This window comes from Micromonospora sp. B006 (genome assembly GCF_003408515.1).
Classification (GTDB): domain Bacteria; phylum Actinomycetota; class Actinomycetes; order Mycobacteriales; family Micromonosporaceae; genus Micromonospora; species Micromonospora echinospora_A.
The window spans coordinates 737,741-755,561 of record NZ_CP030865.1 but is presented as its reverse complement, the minus strand read 5'-3'; the positions used below and the strand labels follow the sequence as shown (position 1 = coordinate 755,561).

The following is a 17,821-nucleotide window of genomic DNA, read 5'->3' as shown; positions in this document are numbered from 1 at the left end:
ACGATCGCCGGGTGACGAGTGCGTCGACAGCACAGAGCGCGAACCCGGATCCCTCCACCGCCGAGCGGGGCGACGGCAACGGGGGCGGCCTTCCGGCCGCCGTCCGGCGCCGGCTCGCCACCGTCGACGACCGCATCGGTCGGGGGCAGGCATGGCTGGCCACAGCCGTGGTGGTGGCGATCGCGGCGATCCTGCGTTTCGTGGGTCTCAGCTTCCCGCCCGGCAAGGTCTTCGACGAGACCTACTACGCCAAGGACGCGTACGGGCTGATCGACCGCGGCGTCGAGTGGAACTACAAGGACAACGGCCCGTCGTACGTGGTGCATCCACCGCTGGGCAAGTGGATGATCGGGATCGGCGAGTGGGCCTTCGGCTACCAGGACGCGGACAGCGGCGTCTCGGTGCCGGGCCACCTGATCACGACGTCGCCGGAGTTCGGCTGGCGGTTCGGCGCGGCGGTGGCCGGCACGCTGTCGGTGCTGCTGCTGGTCCGCATCGGCCGGCGGATGTTCCGCTCCACGGTGCTCGGCTGCGCGGCGGGCCTGCTGCTCGCGCTCGACGGGTTCCACCTGGTGCTGTCCCGCACGGCCATCCTCGACATCTTCCTGCTGCTGTTCGTGCTGGCGGCATTCGGCGCGCTGGTGCTCGACCGGGACGCCCGGCGGCGCCGCTGGACGCGGGCCCTGGAGGCCGGGCTCGACCCGACCCGGCCGGGCCGCGCCGGGCGGCCTCCGTCCGGGTGGCGGAACTGGCCGTGGTGGCGGCTGGCGGCCGGGGTGCTGCTCGGCTGCGCCTGCTCGGTCAAGTGGAGCGCGATCTACTTCGTGCCGGCGTTCGCGCTGCTGGTGCTGCTCTGGGAGGTGGGCGTCCGCCGTTCGGCCGGGGTCCGCCGCCCGTGGCGTGACGCGGTGCTGGACGAGCTGCCCTGGCTGCTCGCGGCCGGCGTGCTGATGGTGGTCACCTACGTCGCGACCTGGTCGGGCTGGCTGCTCAGCGACGAGGGCTACTACCGCCTGGCCGAGCGCTACCCGAACAACCCGGAACTGAGCGACACCCCGTTCATCGGGGCGCTGAACAACCTGTGGGAATACCACAAGGCTTCGTACGGCTTCCACACCCAGCTCGACGACCCGCACAAGTACCAGTCCTGGCCGTGGCAGTGGCTGCTGCTCGGCCGCCCGGTGGCGTTCCACTGGTCCGGGGACGGCAGTTGCGGCGCGCCGAGCTGCGCCTCGGAGGTGCTGCTGCTGGGCACCCCGCTGCTGTGGTGGTCGTTCCTGCCGGCGATCGCCGCGACCGCCTGGCTCGGCCTGGCCCGGCGGGACTGGCGGGCGGGCGCGATCCTGCTCAGCGTCGCCGCCGGCCTGCTGCCCTGGTTCTGGTTCGCCCTCGACGGCCGGACGATGTTCTCCTTCTACGCCGCGCCCGCGGTGCCGTTCCTGGTGCTCGCGGTGGTCCATGTGCTCGGCGCGATCACCACTCCGGCGCCGGTGACCGCGACGACCGCCACGGCCGCGCCGCCCGACCCGCAACAGCTACGGGACCGGCGGATGGTGGGCGGGATCATCGCGGGCGCCTACGTGTTGCTGGTGGCGCTCTGTTTCGCGTACTTCTACCCGATCTTCGTGGGCCGGGTGCTGCCGTACGCGGAGTGGTCGGCGCGCATGTGGCTGGACGGCCGCTGGATCTGAGGCGCGGGCGCCGGCACAAAGAAGCGCGCCCCGATCGCCTGCCACGGGGGAAGCGGGCGATTGGGGCGCGCAAGACAGAGCTTAACCACACTCCGGCACGGGCACAACGGGTGCGGGCCGGTCAGATTTACGACGGGCACGCCACTCCCGGAACGTCGCCTCAATCATCTGACCGTGGGTCATCCTGCGGGAACATAACGGGTTCGATCTCCGGCGCAACGGCCGCGCGGAGGGCCACCAGACCCGGATGATCTTCCAAAGTGGATCTCACTACACTTCGCCCGGTGATCAACAAGAGACGATCGACGATTGTCCTCTTCGGACTCCTGGCGGCCGCCGCGCTGATCGGGCCGAGCCCCGCCGGGGCCGACGACGAGACCACCGAGCCGGTCGCCGAGCCGCCCAAGGTAGAGCTGGTCCTCGATGTCAGCGGCTCGATGCGGGCCCGGGACATCGACGGGCGCAGCCGGATCTCCGTCGCGCAGCAGGCGTTCAACGAGGTGGTCGACGCCCTGCCGGACGAGACACAACTCGGCATCCGGGTGCTCGGTGCCACCTACCAGGGCAAGGACAAGAAGCAGGGCTGCCTGGACACGCAGCAGATCGTGCCGGTCGGCCCGGTGGACCGCACCCAGGCCAAGGCCGCCGTCGCCGGGCTGCGCCCGACCGGTTTCACACCGGTCGGGCTGGCGCTGCGCTCCGCCGCGCAGGACCTGGGCACCGGCAGCACCGCCCGCCGGATCGTGCTGATCACCGACGGTGAGGACACCTGCGCCCCGCCCGACCCGTGCGAGGTGGCGCGCGAACTGGCCGCCCAGGGCACCCGGCTCGTCGTCGACACGCTCGGCCTTGCCCCGGACGAGAAGGTACGCAAGCAGCTGCTCTGCATCGCCGGCGCGACCGGAGGCACCTACACGGCGGCGCAGAGCGCCGACGAGCTGACCGGCCGGATCAAGCAGCTCGTCGACCGGGCCCGGGACACGTACACGGCCACCCCGGCGGTGGTCGGTGGCGGCGCGGCGTGCCAGGGCGCCCCGCTGCTCGCCCCCGGCGTCTACAGCGACCGGGAGGCGTTCTCCGAGCACCGCTGGTACCGGGTGCCGGTGCGGCCCGGGCAGGAGCTGCGCGCCTCGGTGAGCGTCGCGCTGGACCGGCCGGTCAACCCGGACTACGGCGTGCTGCTGCGCGCCACCGCGCCGGACGGGCGGGAACTGGTCCGGGGCGTCGACGCCGGAAGCGGGCGCACCGACGTGATCTCCGCCGGCCTGCGCTGGTCGGCCGCCGAGGAGGAGGACGACGGCCCGAGCCCGGAGCCGAGCCCCGGCGCGGAGCAGGCCGTACGAACCGTCTGCCTGGTGGTCAGCAACTCGTTCGCGGCCCGGCCCGGTACGCAGGCCCAGCCGGGCATGCCGGTGGAGCTGACAGTCGACGTGGTGGCCGCCTCCCCCGCCCCGGACGGGCCGGACCTCGGCCGCGGCTGGGTGCTGCTGCTCCTGCTCACGCTTGCCGGACTGCTCACCGGGCTGGTCGCCGGACTACTCACCCGCTGGTGGGTGCACACGTGGAGGGTGAACTGAGCATGCGTACGCTGATTCGCGCCGCGGCGGCGACGGCCGTCACGGCAATCGTCCTCACCCCGGCGGCGGCCCTGGCCGCGCCCAGCCCGTCACCGGGCGCGACCACCGTGACCAAGGCCGGCACCTCGTTCCTCACCGCCACGACCGTCACCGCCGGGCAGCCGGTGCAGGTGGGCGCGTCGACCGGCGACCACCTGTACTGGTCGTTCCGGGCCGACGCCGGGCAGGTGCACGAGATCACCGCCACCGTCACGTTCCCGAAGCGACGCACCGGCGCGTCCACCTGGAGCGTCGACGTCTTCGACGGGCTGCGCCGCCGGCAGGCGTGCACGGCCGGCGCGCAGACGCCGACAGCGGACGCGGCGGCGACGAGCGTGGCGCTCGGCTGCACGCTGCGCCGGGTACGGCCGTGGGCCGAGCCGTGGTCGGGCGACCCGCTGCCCGGCACCTACTACGTCCGGCTCTCCGTCACCGACCTGCCCGAACCCGACCTCGGCCTGCCGGTCGAGGTGGAGATGCTCGTCGGCGCGACCGACGAGGGCGGCGCGTCCGGCGACGACGGCGAGCTGGCCGCGCCGCTGGTGCCGAACACCAGGGCCGGCACGGTGCTGGCCGCCGAGCCGACGCCCGAGCCGGTGGCCGAGGAGGAGACCGACCTGACCGGCTGGCTCCCCGACGCGGGCTCGCGCTGGGTGTGGACCGGCGTGGGCGGCGTGCTCGCGGCCGTGGCCGGCGTGGTCGGATTCGCGCTCACCCGGCGGCCCCGCCGCAGCTGAGAACCACTTCCGGTGGCCGTCGTGAACCCGACGCGACGGCCACCGGAAGCTCAGATCGTCCTCGGGCCGCGCGGCACCCAGCCGATGAAGCGGTCCTGGAGCGCGGTGACCGGCACGGAGCGCAGGTCCTGCGTGGCGGCGGCCAGGCAGGAGCCGAGATAGACGCTCAACGACGCCCGGTCCACCTGGTACTCGCTCAACAAGTGGTGACGTTTCGTGGCGCAGGGCCATTCGTCACCGCACGAGCCGCAGGTCCAGTCGGGGGTCACCGGCGCGTGCTCGCCGCCCCGCCTCCCCGGTGCCTCCGCGCCACGCGTCATCCGCCGCTCCTTCCCTGTCCAGGATCGTGGTGGTGATGGACCGGTTGCCTCCCCGCAACACTCTGTCAGCGCCGCGGCACGCCCCCGCGTTACGGTACGTTCACCGCGTGTCCCCGTCATCCACCGCACGTGCGTGATCTGCTGCCGGCCGTGGTCGCCGTGTCGGTGGCCGGACCGGCCGACTGGTCCGGCGAACTGCTTCCGGCCGAACAGGCCGCCCTCGGCGACCGCGCGGTGCTCCACCGCCGCCGCGACTTCACCGCCGGCCGGGTCTGCGCCCGCCGCGCGCTCGCCACGCTCGGCCTGACCGCCACGGCGGTACCGGCCGGCGCGGACCGGGCTCCCGTCTGGCCACCCGGCGTCGTCGGCGCGATCACCCACACCCGGGACTACTGCGCGGCCGCCGCCGCCCGCGCCGCCGACGTGCGCGCCGTCGGCATCGACGCCGAGCGGCTCCGCCCGCTCTCCCCCGGGGTACGACGGAAGGTGTGCCGCCCCGACGAGGAGGCGGACCTGGCCCGGCTGCCGGCCGGGATGCCCTGGCCGACCGTGTTGTTTAGCGCCAAGGAGACCGTCTACAAGGTCTGGCACCCGCTCGTCGGGACCTGGCTGGGCTTCGCCGACGCGCGCGTCACGCTCGACCCGGAGGCGGGCACGTTCCACGCCGAGATCGCGCCGGCCCGGCTCGCTGCCGCCCCGGTGGCCGACCCGCCGTCCCGCGTGACCGGACGGTTCGCGGTGGACGACGATCTGGTGCGCACCGCCGCCGTCCTGCCACATCGATGACGCCCTGTCGGCCGGGTTGCCGCGGGCTTGTACCGTCGTTCCGACTGAAAATCCCGAAGGCGCCCCAAGGAGTACGGTGAGCCACCCTCAGCCTCCGTCCGGGTCACCGGACCCGAACCAGCAGCCACCGGAGCCGCCGACGCAGGCGTTCCCCACCGCGCCGACGCCGCCGAGCGACCCGTACGAGCCGCCGCCCGCCCCGGACGCGCCGACGCCCCCGGTCTCAGGCGCGCCCTATCCGCCGCCTCCGGGCACGCCGCAGCCGCCCGTTTCGGGCGCGCCGTATCCGCCGGTGTCGGGCACGCCGTATCCGCCGACCTCCGGTGCGCCGTACCCGCCGCAGCCGGGGCCGGGTGAGCAGTACCCGCCACCCGCGCCCACCCAGGGCTTCCCGCCGGCGCCGCCGACCTCGGGCGCGCCCTACCCGCCGCCGGGCAGCGAATACCAGCCGCCGGGCGCGGCGTATCAGCCGCCGGGCAGCGAGTACCAGCCCCCGGGCGCGCCGTACCAGCCCCCCGGTAGCGAGTACCAGCAGCCGGGCGCGCCGTACCCGCCGCCGGGCAGCGAGTACCAGCAGCCGGGGGGCTACCCGCCGCCGGGCGGTGGGCAGCCGTATCCGCCCACCGGCGCGCCGTATCCGCCGCCGGGAGCGCCCTTCGGGCCGTCGGCCAAGAAGTCGAACAAGAACGTCTGGATCACGATCGGCATCGTCGCGGCGCTCCTGCTGCTGCTCTGCTGCGGTGGCGGCATCTTCGCCGTCTACAGTGGCGTGAACAAGGCCCAGGAGGTCGTCGACTCGCCGCCCACGCCGAGCGTCACCGACGGCGTCCCGACCCAGGAGACCCCGACCGGCGCTCCCACCGGCACGCCGCAGCCGGGCACCACCGACGACAAGACCTTCAACATGCCGGCCGGCGACAAGCTGATCATCAACGACGCCGACGGCACCATCGAGATCACTGTCGGAAACTTCCGGACCCGGAACGCCGCCTGCAACGAGATCATGCCCGGCCCGAAGAAGGGCATGTTCATGATCGCCGACGTGACCGCCGAGATCACCAAGGGCACCGGTTCGATCAACCCGTTCTACTTCTCCTGGGTGGCCGAGGACGGCACCGAGGAGAACGGCATCGGCGGCGCCTTCTCGGGGTGCGGCAAGCTGATGACCTCGGGCAACAACCTGCCCGCCGGTTCCAAGCGCAGCGGTCAGCTCATCTTCGACGTCAAGGACCAGAACGGCGTCGTCGAGTACAAGCACCGCTTCCGTACCGCCGGGTCCTGGAAGCCCTGACCCGCGCCTAACCCGCACCGGGGCCGGTCCGTCTCGGACCGGCCCCGGTGACCGTTCGGACGGCGCCAGCCGGCCGAATGGTCATTTCCATGTGCGCGTGGGCGCTCCCGGTGGCCAGGCTCGGAGGATGGCGAACGAGACGACCATCCCGCTGCTGCCCTGCCGTTCAGTTGACGACGTGGCGCCCTTCTACCAGGCGCTCGGATTCGAGGTGACGTACCGGCAGGAGCGCCCGAACCCGTACCTGGCCCTGTGCCGGGAGGATCTCAACCTGCACTTCTTCGGGATGGCCGAGTTCGATCCGGCCGACTCGTACGGCTCCTGCCTGGTGGTGGTGGACGACCTGGCCGACCTGCACCGCGCCTTCGCCGACGGCATGCGCACCACGTACGGCAAGGTGCTGGTCGCCGGCGTACCCCGGATGACCCGGCCCCAGCCCCGCCGCAATCAGGACGGGCACTCCGGGTTCAGCATCGTCGACCCGGGCGGCAACTGGATCCGGTTCGTGGCCCGGGCCTCGGCGCCGGACGCCGACGACCGGGGCGGGCTCGCCCGCACGCTGGGTAACGCCGTGGTGCAGGGCGACTCGCGCGGCGATCCCGGTCAGGCCGCGCGCATTCTCGACGGCGCGCTGGCCCGGCCGGACGCGGCCGACGACCCCGCGGTCCTGGTGGAGGCGCTGGTCTACCGGGCCGAGCTGGCGCTGCAACTCGGGGAGCCGGAGGCCGCCCGGGAACGGGTGCGGCAGGCCCGGTCGGTCCCGCTGGACGACGAGTCGCGCGCCCGGCTGGCCGACACGCTGCGGCACGCCGAGGACCTGCTCACAGCCCTGCCGCCCGCGTAGCCGCCCGGCGCGGCCACCGCCGGGCGGCGCGCCCACGGCCGCCCGACGCAGCCCACGGCCGGGCGGCGCGGGCCGTGCCGGGGTGCGGGCTGACGCCGAGCCGGTGGCGGCGGTTTGCCGTGCGGGTCAGCGGGGACGCGACGTGGCAGGCGGCGAGGGCCGCCACGCGACGATCCGGGGAGGCGGCATGAGCGTCGAGCGGGCGAACAACGACCTGGAGAACCTGGCCGGTCCGGCCCGGGCCCGCCTGGGTGACCTGAACCAGGACGAACACGCCGAAGCCGACCGGGTGCGGGAACTGGACGAGATCCGTGGCAAGCGCCCCGGCGAACACGTCCAGGAGGACGCCCGCGACGCCGACGACAACTTCACCGCCTAGCGTCTCCGCGCTCCCCAAAGCGCAGATCTTGGAAGCAAACGGCCCTCACGGGGGCTGTTCAGTCCCATGACATCTGTCAGCGTTGAAGTCCCGATACATGTGTCACGTGGTAGGGATCTTGGGTCGGGTGGTATGTGCTGCCGGGCATGGCTTCTCGGCGGCATGTGATGAACCTGCTGGACGCGCAGCTGGCGGCGGGGGTTCGGGTGAACGCGGCCGAGTTCGCGCGTGAGCACGGGGTGTCGGTGCGCACGGTGTACCGGCACCGCGCACGTATCCGGGCCGAGGGTCAGTGGCAGGAACGATCCCGGCGTCCGCGTAGCAGTCCGCGGGTCACGCCGCCGGAGGTGGACGCGTGGATCTGCAAACTGCGCGCTGAACTCGGCCCGGACAACGGGGCGGACTTCATCCGAGACGCGTTGGACGATGTGCGCCAGCGCACCGACGCGTCCTGGTCGGTGCCGTCACGCTCGACGGTCAACCGGGTGCTGGCCCGACATGACCTGCTCGTGGCTACTCCGGCTAAACGACCGCGTAGTTCGTGGCGGCGTTTCAGCTATGCCCGGCCCCGCGACTGCTATCAGATCGACGCCACCGAAGTGAAACTCGCCGACGGCCGCACTGTCGTCGTCTTCGACGTCCTGGACGACTGCACCCGCACCCTGGTCGCCTGCCACGCCGCCGCCGCGGAGACCGCCCGAGCCGCGATCACCGCGATCAGACAGGCGTTCACCGCCTACGGCGTGCCGGCCATCGTGCTCAGCGACAACGGCATCGCGTTCACCAGCCGCCGGACCCGACCCGGATCAATCTCCACCTTCGTGCAGACCCTGATCGACCACGGCGCCCGCCCGATCAACTCCAGCCCCTACCACCCACAAACCTGCGGCAAGGTCGAACGCCACCACCAAACCCTCAAAAAATGGCTGAGCACCCAACCCCCACCGCAGACCCTCACCGCCCTGCAAGCACTCCTGGACACCTACCGCCGCTACTACAACACCCAACGCCGCCACAGCGCCCTACCCCGCCGCACCACACCCGCCCACGCCTGGACCCACGCACCCACCCTCGGCGGACCCACCAGCGCACCCCTGCAAACCGACGCCACCCTGCACCACTGCCCCGTGGCCAGCAACGGCGCCATCGCCGTCGCCGGACACCGCACCAGCGTCGGCACCACCCACGCCGGCACCACCGTCACCGCCATCCGCGACAACAACCACGTCACCATCTACCACCCCGACGGCCAACCCATCGGCCACCTCCACCTCAACCCCGACAAGAACTACATCCCCCTCACCCCCACCCCCATGACCCACAACCCCTGACACATCTATCGGGACTTCCCGTTGACACATGTCCCGGGACATGACAGCCCTCACGGGGGCCGAAATCTTCCAAGATCTCGCGGCGTCCGGTCGCACGATGATCGGCAGATGGATGCCGTACGCCTGGCGGCGTCGCGCGTCCCGATCGGGGACCGCCGATGGGTCGGCTGTGCCCTGGCTTTCATCGGTCGGCTGAGCATGCCGACGGATTGTCGGCGCATGTCGCCGAGCGTCGATGCGAAACGCGCCAGTTGACCAATCGCAATCATTGATGGCGCAAGCAGACTGTGTGGCGTGACCAAGCCATCACCGCAGAGATCATGGCCGATACCGAAGCAGTCCTGGTGGCGCCGGCTCTCCGGCGGCACGAAAGCCGTGCTCGTGTCCGGCGGGGTACTGATGCTGTGCTGCTGCGGCGGCGGGCTCGCCGCCGTCGGCGGCGCGACGGACGAGAAGCCCGCGTCGATCAGCGCGGCCTCGTCCGCGACTGCGCGCAGCGCCGATCCGCCCCCTGCCGCCCACTCGTCCGGCTCGCCCTCGAACGCCGCCACACCGACCGACGCGCCGTCCGCCCTGCCGGCGACGCGGTCCGCCGAGCCGTCGCCGCAGACCGCGACCGCGCGGCCGGCGCCTCGGCCGAAGCCGAAGCGGACCACGCCCAAGCCGACGCCGAAGCGGACCACGAGCGCGCCCCGGACCACCAAACCGTCCACCGGCACCGTCCAGGGCTCCGTCCACCCTGGCGCCTTCTGCTCGCCGGTCGGCGCGACCGGCCGTACCGCCAAGGGCACGCTCATGCGCTGCACGCGCAAGGCCGGCGAGGACCGGGCGAGGTGGCGCGCCGCGTGATCCGCGTCGGCGGGCGGTGTCGGGGGTGGTTCCTATCCTGGGGCGATGGTTCTCACTGACGTCACCGGGTCCTGGGCCGGCACCAGCGGCTTCCGTCTGATGCCCGCCGACCCGCTCGCCGAGTCGCCGGCCACCGCCACCGTCGCGACCGCCGCCGGGGGCCACCTGACCACCGTGTCGTACTCGTGGGCCCATCCGGACGACGGGCCGCAGGACGGTCTGCTGGTGATCGCCGCCGGGGAGCAGCCGGGCTCGCTCGTCGCCTGGTGGGGCGACTCGTGGCACCAGCAGCCGACGCCGATGACGCTGACCGGCACGGCGGGCGGCGCGGCGGCGGTCGAGCTGAGCGCCGGGTACGGCGGCGGATGGGAATGGCGGATCACAGTGGACGCCGCCGACCCGGCCACCCTGCGGCTGCGGATGGAGAACGTGGTGCCCGCCGACCAGGCGGGGGCCGACATGCCGGCCGGCCCCTACCCGGTCATGGTCACCGACGTGCGCCGCGCCTGAGCCCGGTCAGGCGGCGCCGTCGAGGATCTCCCGCAGCCGGCGCGCGAACGCCTCCGGCTGCCCGGCGTGGCCCATCTCCTCACCCAGGAACCCGCCGTGGTGGCTGGGGAAGACCGCGGCCTTCCCGCCGAGCAGCTCGGCCGCGGCCACCGACGTGCGTCCGGTGAAGGTGTCCGCCGACTCCTCGCCCACCGCGACGACGACCCGGGTACGCGCCGCGCGCAGCGCGTCCACGTCCGGCCGGAAACGGGTGACCGCCGCCGCCCGGTCGGAGAGCAGCGGGTCGTCCCGGCTGCCGTCGTCCTCGGTCGGCATACCGAACGCGGCGGGGTCGGGCAGTGGCTGGGCGAAGTACTCGTCGGTGAACTCGCCCCGCCACGACGTCATGGCGATGAACGCCGCCATGCCCGCGCCCCAGCCGCTCTTCTGGTATGCCTCCTGGCAGGCGGCCATGGCTCGCCGGGCGGCGTCGGCGTCGGGCAGCACCTGGACCAGCGGCGGCTCGTGCGCCACGAGCGTGGCCACCGCGTCCGGGTACGCGGCCACCAGGGCGAGCGCTGTGACCGCGCCGCCGCTGCTGGCGAACATGTCCACCGGTCCCGCGCCGAGGGCCTCGATGATGTCGCGTACGTCCCGGGCCTGGACCTCGGGCACGTCGTCGCCGCGGCCGTCCTTGCGGACGCTGCGCCCGAGCCCGCGCGGGTCGTACGTGACGACGGTCCGGTCCGGGAAGTACGAGGCCAGCGTGGCGAAGCCGTCGGCGCACATGGGCTGGCCGATCATGAACAGCGGCCGGTGTCCGGCGTCGGCGGCGCTCGGCGTGCGAATGTCGTAGACGAGGTCGACCTCGGGCGTCTGCAGAGTAAGCGTGTTCATGCCTCTGTCGACCGTCGCCGGTCCGGGAATTCATCGGTCCGGCGGGAAACTCCGCCGGCACCGGCTCGCGGCGGTGTCGACGCCCGCCGCCGCGAGCCGTGCCGTCGCCGTCAGCTCACCGTGCCGGTGACGGTGCTGCCGGACTTCGTCACGTAGTAGGTCAGCTTCGTGCCGCTCCAGAAGTGGAACGTCAGGGTGACCCGCTGACCGTCGTTGACCTCGGCGAAGAACTCCGGCTTCAGCGCGATCGTGTTGCCGGTGTAGTTCGGCGCGAACGTCACGTCGAACTCCTTGTACGAGGTCCAGTTGTGCGGGCCGGCGTTGCTGCCGTCCGCGTACTTCGCCTCCATGGTGGCGAGCTGGTCGCCGCGGAACTGCGCCGGGAGCGTGAACGCCGCGGTGGTGCCTGTCGCGTTGGAGAGCACCGGCGGGTCGTACGTGATGATGCTGATCCGCCACGGCACGCCCGCGGAGAAGCGCGCTTGGAGGTTGGCGTTCACGCCGTACGCGCGGGAGCCGACCAGCCGGGTCAGCGCCGACGCGGTGAGCGTCAGGGTGCTGCCGGAGACCGTGTAGTCGGTGCCGTTGACCAGGTCGGTGGTGCCCTGGCGCAGCCCCTGGAACGTGGTGCCGTTCAGGTTGAGCGTCAGGCTCTTGGCGGTGATCGTGCCGGTGCGCGGCACGTACACCTGGTCGCTGGACGCGGTGCCGGAGCGGGTGGTCCAGCTCGACTTGATCTGCGCGAACAGCTCGGGGTCCTTCCACACGAACGACGTGCGGTCGAGGTGCTGGCCGTTGTCCCAGAGCTGGGTGGTCAGTTTGCGGCTGCGCGCGTAGTGGCCAAGGAACTCGAAGAACTTGAGCTTCTCGCCCTGCTCGATGGTGCCGGTGTGCCGGTCGAAGCCGAGCAGCCCGTACTCGCCGATGATGACCGGGATGTTGCGGGTGACGAAGGCGTTGTAGACGCGGTCGAACTGGTCGGTCAGGTCCTGCTGGACCGTGGCGTCGAACCTGGTGCCGCCGGCGACGTTCACGCTGAACGGCCAGTACCCGTAGAAGTGCACGGTGGCGATCAGGTTCGGGTCGTTGAGCGTGTTGAACGTGCTGACCAGCTCGTCCACCCGGGCCTGCTCGGCGGAGGTGTGCAGGGTCGGCAGGACGAGCAACCGGGTGGCGTTGTTCCCGCCGGACTGGCGGACGATTCGGTGGAACGACATGTTCAGCTCGTTGAGCAGCGTGGCGTTCTGCGCGTCGCCGGAGCTGCCGGTGAACTGCGGCTCGTTGACGCTCTCGAAGGTCAGCTTCGGCGAGGAGTCCTTGAACGCGGCGGCGATCTGGGTCCAGAGCGCGTTGTAGCGGTTCAGCACGCCTGTGCGGTCGGTGGGCATCGTGTTGATCCACTGCCACGAGTCGTGGTGGATGTTGAGCACCACGTAGAAGCCGTCGGCGAGCGCCCAGCCGACCACCTCGCGTACCCGGTTGAGCCAGGCGGAGTCGATCGTGTAGTTCGGCGCGGCGCCGTGGTGGTTGCTCCAGGTCACCGGGATGCGGATGCTGTTGAAGCCCTGCGCCCGGACGTTGTCCAGCAGCGCCTCGGTGACCCGCGGGTTGCCCCAGGCGGTTTCGTCCGCGCCGACCGCGTCGAAGGAGTTGCCGAGGTTCCAGCCGGGCTGCATGGCGGCGACGGCGGCCATGGCGTTGCCGGCGGGCGGCGGCGTGGTGGGCGGCGGAGTCGTGGGCGGCGGCGTGGTCACTGGGGGCGTGGTGGCCGGCGCGGTGGTCCCGACGACACCGCCGGTGCAGGCGACCCCGTTCAGCGTGAACGCGGTGGGCGCGGTGTTGGCGCCGGTCCAGGAGCCGTTGAAGCCGAACGAGACGGTGCCGTTGGTGGCGATCGCGCCGTTGTAGCCGACGTTCGTGGCGGTGACGTCGGCGCCGGAGGAGGTGACGTCGGCGCTCCACGCCTGGGTGACCCGCTGGCCGGACGGGAACGTCCAGCGCAGGCTCCAGCCGTTGACCGGGTCACCCAGGTTCGTCACGTCGACGTTCGCGGTGAAGCCGCCGGGCCACTGGCTGGCGGTCGTGTAGGTGACGCGGCAGCCGGCCGCCGCCTGGGCGTTCGTCGCCAGCAGTGCGGTGCCGGCCACGAGTGTGGCGGCGGTCGCCGCGACCAGGCCGACCCGCATTCGGGCGGTACGGAAAGAGCGGAACATGGTGGTTCCTTCGTGGTGGGGTGGGCGCGTGGACGGGGAAGGCGGGGCGCGCACCCGCCCAGCGCGAGAATAAGTTTGGATTCCAAACATTGTCAATCGGCATATGTGGATGCGTAACCGTTCCGGCATCCCGCCCTCACCCCACCGACCGGGCCGGTTCGACGACCGGACACATCGATCCGACGGCCGGTCCGAAGGCGGGCGGACACGCTTCGTGGGAACAAACTCGGCTGGGAATCCTCGCTACGCTCTCGCCCGCCAACACCGCTCTGAACTCAAGGGGACATCGTGCGCAGAAGGCTTCTCGGCATCGCGTCGGCGATCACCATCGCCCTCGCCGGCACGTTCGCCGCCGCCGCTCCGGCCCAGGCCGCCACGCCGCCTTTCATGATCACCAAGGTGTACTACGACTCCCCCGGCAAGGACACCCGCTCGAACGCGAGCCTGAACGCCGAGTACGTCCAGCTGACCAACAAGCGCAAGACGGTCCTCAACCTCAAGGGCTACTACGTGCGCGACAAGGCCGGCCACGTCTACTCGTTCACCGGCGACTTCAAGGTGGCCGCCGGGAACAGCATCGTCATCCACACCGGCAAGGGCACCAACAAGGGCACCCACCGCTACTGGGGCAGCGCCGCGTACGTCTGGAACAACGACGGCGACACCGCCTACCTGCGCAACCCCTCCGGCAGCCTGGTCGACAGCTGCAGCTGGGGCAAGGGTGGACGCGGCTACACCAGCTGCTGACCACCCGCGAAACGGCCGGCCCACCCGATCGGGGTGGGCCGGCCGTTTCCGTCGGTCACACCGACGACCGCACTGTGAGGTGGTCCGACAGCGCGCGCAGGAAGTCCGGCGCGTCGAAGATCCGGCCGGCCGAGGCGACACCCTTCACCCGGGTCCGCCCGGTCAGGACGCGGTGCGTCGCCTCCACCGCGAGTGGCGCGCTGATCGCGTAGATGTCCTGCCCCTGCGCGACCACCCGCCGCCGGACGTCGCCGGCCCGCACCACCACGTCCACAGTGAACGTCTGCGCGGACCGGCCGCGCTCGTCCACAGCGGCCGGAGCGTCCCCCGCCGCCAGGTCACGGGCCGCGTCGGCGGTCATGTACGTGCACACCTCCGGGATGTCCAGGTGACTCGGCACCGTCACCACGTCGGCCATGGTGAACTCGCCGAGCACCGGCCGCACCCCCAGCGGCGCCGGGAACTCCCAGTCCAGCCGGGGCAGGTCGCCGTCGGCGTACACCAGTCGCCCGTCGGTGAAGCGGACCCGCCGGCCGTCGCGGCGCTCGCGCGACACGACGCCGGAGGCGACCGTCCCGGCCGTCGGGTGCCAGCTGCTCAGCCCGTACGCGACATGCGCCTCGTCGGCCGCCGCCCAGTCCCCCATCGCGGCGGTGACCAGCAGGTCACCGCGTCCGCCGAAGAACGCCATCGCGGGCACCACCGCGACACCGGCCGCCTCGGCACGCTCGGCGTAGTGCGCGAACGTGTCCCGGTTGGCCTCGATCTCGGCCGCCACGTCGACGTAGGGGATCCCGGCCCGCAGCGCGGCCTCGATCAGCGGGCCCGCGGTCGAGGCGAACGGCCCGGCGCAGTTGATTACCGCCGCCGCCCCGGCCAGCGCCCGGTCCAGCGAGCCCGGATCATCCACCGACGCCACCCGGTGCTCCCCCTCCGGGAACGCGGCCGCCAGCTTCCCGGCGTCGCGCCCGAGCGGCAGCGGCTCGTACCCCCGCTCGCGCAGCTCCGCCACCACGAACCGCCCGGTGTGCCCGTACGCCCCGAACACCGCCACCCGCATGACGCCCCCTCAAAAGATCGACTGGAATGATCCTCGCCGGACGCCGAGTGCCGGGCCAGTGTCGCAAACGCCAATGCCCGTACAGTTTCGGACATGGCCACCATCGCGCTCGCCGCCACCGACGGGATGCTGCACTTCGAGCTGGCAGCGGCCTGCGAGATCTTCGTCCGCGACCCGACCGGGCTGGCCGACCCCTGGTACGACCTGGTGGTCTGCGGCCCCGGCCCGGTCGGCGTCGGCCGGTTCGCCATCACGCCCGACCACGGACTGGACCACCTCGCCCGCGCCGATACGGTGATCGTCCCGGCGATCGAGGACACCGACGCCGAGCCGCCGTCCGACCTGGTCGAGGCGGTCCGCGCCGCCCACGCGGCAGGCGCCCGGATGGTTTCCTTCTGCACCGGCGCGTTCGTGTTCGCCGCCGCCGGCATCCTCGACGGGCTGCGCGCCACCACCCACTGGGCGCACACCGAGGCGCTCGCCGCCCGCTACCCCCGCGTCCAGGTCGACCCGGACGTGCTCTACGTCGACAACGGCACCGTGCTCGCCTCCGCCGGCAAGGCCGCCGCCATCGACCTGTGCCTGCACCTGATCCGCCGCGACCACGGCTCCACAGTCGCCAACGCGGTCGCCCGTCGCCTGGTCGTGCCGCCGCACCGCGCGGGCGGCCAGGCCCAGTACGTCACTACTCCGGTCCCGGCCCGCGAGGACCACCCGCTCGCCGCGCTGCTGCCGTGGGCGATGGCACGGCTGGACCGCCCGCTCACAGTCGCGGACCTGGCCCGCCAGGCGAACATGAGCACCCGCAACCTGGTCCGCCACTTCACCGCCGCGACCGGCGCGACGCCGTCGCAGTGGCTGGCCACGCAGCGCATCCGGCGGGCGCAGGAACTGCTGGAGAACACCGACGACAGCATCGACGCCGTCGCGGAGGCGTCAGGCATGGGTACGGCGACGACGCTGCGCCGGCACTTCCACCGCACCGTGGGCGTACCGCCGGACACCTACCGCCGGACGTTCCGCCGAGGCTGACCGACACAACGGCTATGGTCGGTTCGTGCCGCCCAAGGGGACGGTCGCCTGATACTCGGCACGGGGGAAAGTGTGTTCGACGTGATCGTGGTCGGCGGCGGGCCGACCGGCATGATGCTGGCGAGCGAGTTGCGCCTCCAGGGCGTCGGCGTGCTCGTGCTGGAGCGGGACCCCGAGCCGCCGCCGTACGTGCGCTCGCTCGGCCTGCACGTCCGCAGCATCGAGGTGATGGACCAGCGCGGGCTGCTGGAGCGGTTCCTCGAACACGGCGGCAAGCACCCGATCCGGGGGTTCTTCGCCGGCATCGACAAGCCCGCCCCCGCCGATCTGGACACCGCCCACCCGTACGTGCTCGGCATCCCGCAGACGCTCACCGACCGGCTGCTCGCCGACCACGCGGCCGAGGTGGGGGCCGAGATCCGGCGCGGTCGTGCGGTGACCGGGCTGGATCAGGACGACGACGGCGTGACAGTCCGCCTCGACGACGAGACCTCAGAGCCGCTGCGGGCGCGTTTCGTCGTCGGCTGCGACGGCGGGCGCAGCACCGTCCGGAAGCTACTCGGCGTCGGGTTCCCCGGCGAGCCGTCGACTGTCGACACGCTGCTGGGCGAGATGGAGGTGACCGCCTCCCCGGACGAGATCACCGCGATCATGACCGAGGTACGCCGCACCGAGAAGCGGTTCGGGCTCGGGCCGTCGGGCAAGCCCGGCGTGTTCCGGGTGGTCGTGCCGGCGGCCGACGTCGCATCGGCGCCGCCGACGCTGGACGACTTCAAACGGCAACTGACCGCGTACGCCGGCACCGACTTCGGCGTGCACTCCCCGCGCTGGCTGTCGCGCTTCGGCGACGCGACCCGCCTGGCCGAGCGTTACCGGGTCGGGCGGGTGTTCCTGGCCGGCGACGCCGCGCACGTCCACCCGCCGCTGGGCGGACAGGGGCTCAACCTGGGCATCCAGGACGCGTTCAACCTGGGCTGGAAGCTGGCGGCGAAGGTGAACGGGTGGGCGCCGGACGATCTGCTCAACACCTACGAGTCCGAGCGGCGCCCGGTGGCCGCCGACGTGCTGACCAACACGCGCGCGCAGATGCTGCTGACCAGCAATGAGCCCGGGCCGCAGGCGGTACGGCAGGTGCTGACGCAGCTCATGGACTTCGACGAGGTCAACCGCTTCCTGATCGAGAAGATCACGGCGATCAGCGTCAGGTACGACGTCGGCGAGGGTCATCCTCTGCTCGGGCGGCGGCTGCGCGACGTACCGCTGCCGCAGGGACGCCTGTACGAGCTGATGCGTACCGGCAGCGGGTTGTTGCTGGACGGGACCGGGAAGCTGTCGGTGGACGGCTGGGCCGACCGGGTCGGGCTCGTCGCCGGCACCGGCGACGAGCTGGACGTGCCCGCGGCGCTGCTGCGGCCGGACGGGCACGTGGTCTGGGTGGGCGACGACCAGCGGACGTTGGAGGGTGCGCTGACCAGATGGTTCGGCGGCGGGACGGTTCGCGGGTAGCGACGGCGCACGGACTCGGCAATGATCAGCTTC

17 protein-coding genes are annotated in these 17,821 nt (G+C 72.3%); 12 read left to right on the top strand and 5 right to left on the bottom strand.

The window, feature by feature from the left end:
• Positions 1 to 11 precede the first annotated feature (11 nt).
• From MicB006_RS03805 to MicB006_RS03795, 3 genes are all read left to right on the top strand, one after another.
• Positions 12 to 1,691, top strand: a complete 1,680-nt coding sequence (locus MicB006_RS03805) for a dolichyl-phosphate-mannose--protein mannosyltransferase (RefSeq protein WP_116503848.1) — start codon at positions 12 to 14, stop codon at positions 1,689 to 1,691.
• Positions 1,692 to 1,975: 284 nt separating this feature from the next.
• Positions 1,976 to 3,268 (top strand): VWA domain-containing protein, encoded by a 1,293-nt coding sequence (locus tag MicB006_RS03800; protein ID WP_073825409.1) that lies wholly within the window; start codon positions 1,976 to 1,978, stop codon positions 3,266 to 3,268.
• A gap of 2 nt (positions 3,269 to 3,270) precedes the next feature.
• Positions 3,271 to 4,044 carry a peptidase gene (locus MicB006_RS03795; RefSeq protein ID WP_116503846.1) on the top strand — a complete coding sequence of 258 codons (774 nt, stop codon included), beginning with the start codon at positions 3,271 to 3,273 and terminating at the stop codon, positions 4,042 to 4,044.
• A gap of 50 nt (positions 4,045 to 4,094) precedes the next feature.
• Here the strand turns inward: MicB006_RS03795 and MicB006_RS03790 are convergent, their stop codons facing one another.
• Positions 4,095 to 4,364 (bottom strand): hypothetical protein, encoded by a 270-nt coding sequence (locus tag MicB006_RS03790; RefSeq protein WP_116503844.1) that lies wholly within the window; start codon positions 4,362 to 4,364, stop codon positions 4,095 to 4,097.
• Between the two features lie 129 nt (positions 4,365 to 4,493).
• On the opposite strand from MicB006_RS03790, the gene MicB006_RS03785 reads away from it, so the two are divergent.
• From MicB006_RS03785 to MicB006_RS03760, 5 genes are all read left to right on the top strand, one after another.
• Positions 4,494 to 5,150 (top strand): 4'-phosphopantetheinyl transferase, encoded by a 657-nt coding sequence (locus MicB006_RS03785; RefSeq protein ID WP_192900191.1) that lies wholly within the window; start codon positions 4,494 to 4,496, stop codon positions 5,148 to 5,150.
• A gap of 76 nt (positions 5,151 to 5,226) precedes the next feature.
• Positions 5,227 to 6,441, top strand: coding sequence for a hypothetical protein (locus MicB006_RS03775; RefSeq protein ID WP_192900190.1), 1,215 nt, complete (start codon positions 5,227 to 5,229; stop codon positions 6,439 to 6,441).
• A 127-nt stretch (positions 6,442 to 6,568) separates the two neighbouring features.
• Positions 6,569 to 7,285 (top strand): VOC family protein, encoded by a 717-nt coding sequence (locus MicB006_RS03770; RefSeq protein ID WP_116503841.1) that lies wholly within the window; start codon positions 6,569 to 6,571, stop codon positions 7,283 to 7,285.
• 187 nt (positions 7,286 to 7,472) lie between these two features.
• On the top strand, positions 7,473 to 7,664 hold the full coding sequence (locus MicB006_RS03765) for a general stress protein CsbD (protein ID WP_073825423.1): 192 nt from the start codon (positions 7,473 to 7,475) through the stop codon (positions 7,662 to 7,664).
• Positions 7,665 to 7,810: 146 nt separating this feature from the next.
• Complete coding sequence (locus MicB006_RS03760) at positions 7,811 to 8,995, top strand: DDE-type integrase/transposase/recombinase (protein WP_116511149.1); 1,185 nt, start codon at positions 7,811 to 7,813, stop codon at positions 8,993 to 8,995.
• 50 nt (positions 8,996 to 9,045) lie between these two features.
• On the opposite strand, the gene MicB006_RS31610 is transcribed toward MicB006_RS03760, so the two are convergent.
• Positions 9,046 to 9,792, bottom strand: a complete 747-nt coding sequence (locus MicB006_RS31610) for a hypothetical protein (protein WP_152037817.1) — start codon at positions 9,790 to 9,792, stop codon at positions 9,046 to 9,048.
• 97 nt (positions 9,793 to 9,889) lie between these two features.
• On the opposite strand from MicB006_RS31610, the gene MicB006_RS03750 reads away from it, so the two are divergent.
• Positions 9,890 to 10,354: a hypothetical protein gene (locus MicB006_RS03750; RefSeq protein WP_116503837.1), complete on the top strand. Its 465-nt coding sequence runs from the start codon at positions 9,890 to 9,892 to the stop codon at positions 10,352 to 10,354.
• Between the two features lie 6 nt (positions 10,355 to 10,360).
• Here MicB006_RS03750 and MicB006_RS03745 read toward each other — a convergent pair whose 3' ends face one another.
• The gene (locus tag MicB006_RS03745; protein WP_116503835.1) at positions 10,361 to 11,230 is read right to left on the bottom strand and encodes an alpha/beta fold hydrolase; all 870 of its coding nucleotides are present in this window, start codon (positions 11,228 to 11,230) and stop codon (positions 10,361 to 10,363) included.
• Positions 11,231 to 11,340: 110 nt separating this feature from the next.
• Positions 11,341 to 13,443, bottom strand: coding sequence for a cellulase family glycosylhydrolase (locus MicB006_RS03740; protein WP_116503833.1), 2,103 nt, complete (start codon positions 13,441 to 13,443; stop codon positions 11,341 to 11,343).
• A gap of 288 nt (positions 13,444 to 13,731) precedes the next feature.
• Here MicB006_RS03740 and MicB006_RS03735 point away from each other — a divergent pair, with 288 nt between their 5' ends.
• Positions 13,732 to 14,190, top strand: a complete 459-nt coding sequence (locus MicB006_RS03735; RefSeq protein ID WP_073825437.1) for a lamin tail domain-containing protein — start codon at positions 13,732 to 13,734, stop codon at positions 14,188 to 14,190.
• Between the two features lie 55 nt (positions 14,191 to 14,245).
• On the opposite strand, the gene MicB006_RS03730 is transcribed toward MicB006_RS03735, so the two are convergent.
• Positions 14,246 to 15,250 carry a saccharopine dehydrogenase NADP-binding domain-containing protein gene (locus MicB006_RS03730; RefSeq protein WP_116503831.1) on the bottom strand — a complete coding sequence of 335 codons (1,005 nt, stop codon included), beginning with the start codon at positions 15,248 to 15,250 and terminating at the stop codon, positions 14,246 to 14,248.
• A gap of 93 nt (positions 15,251 to 15,343) precedes the next feature.
• Between MicB006_RS03730 and MicB006_RS03725 the strand changes: the two genes are divergently transcribed.
• Together MicB006_RS03725 and rox are read left to right on the top strand one after the other, a co-directional pair.
• Positions 15,344 to 16,282 carry a helix-turn-helix domain-containing protein gene (locus tag MicB006_RS03725; protein ID WP_116503829.1) on the top strand — a complete coding sequence of 313 codons (939 nt, stop codon included), beginning with the start codon at positions 15,344 to 15,346 and terminating at the stop codon, positions 16,280 to 16,282.
• Between the two features lie 72 nt (positions 16,283 to 16,354).
• Positions 16,355 to 17,788, top strand: a complete 1,434-nt coding sequence (gene rox / locus MicB006_RS03720) for a rifampin monooxygenase (protein WP_116503827.1) — start codon at positions 16,355 to 16,357, stop codon at positions 17,786 to 17,788.
• Positions 17,789 to 17,821: the final 33 nt, after the last annotated feature.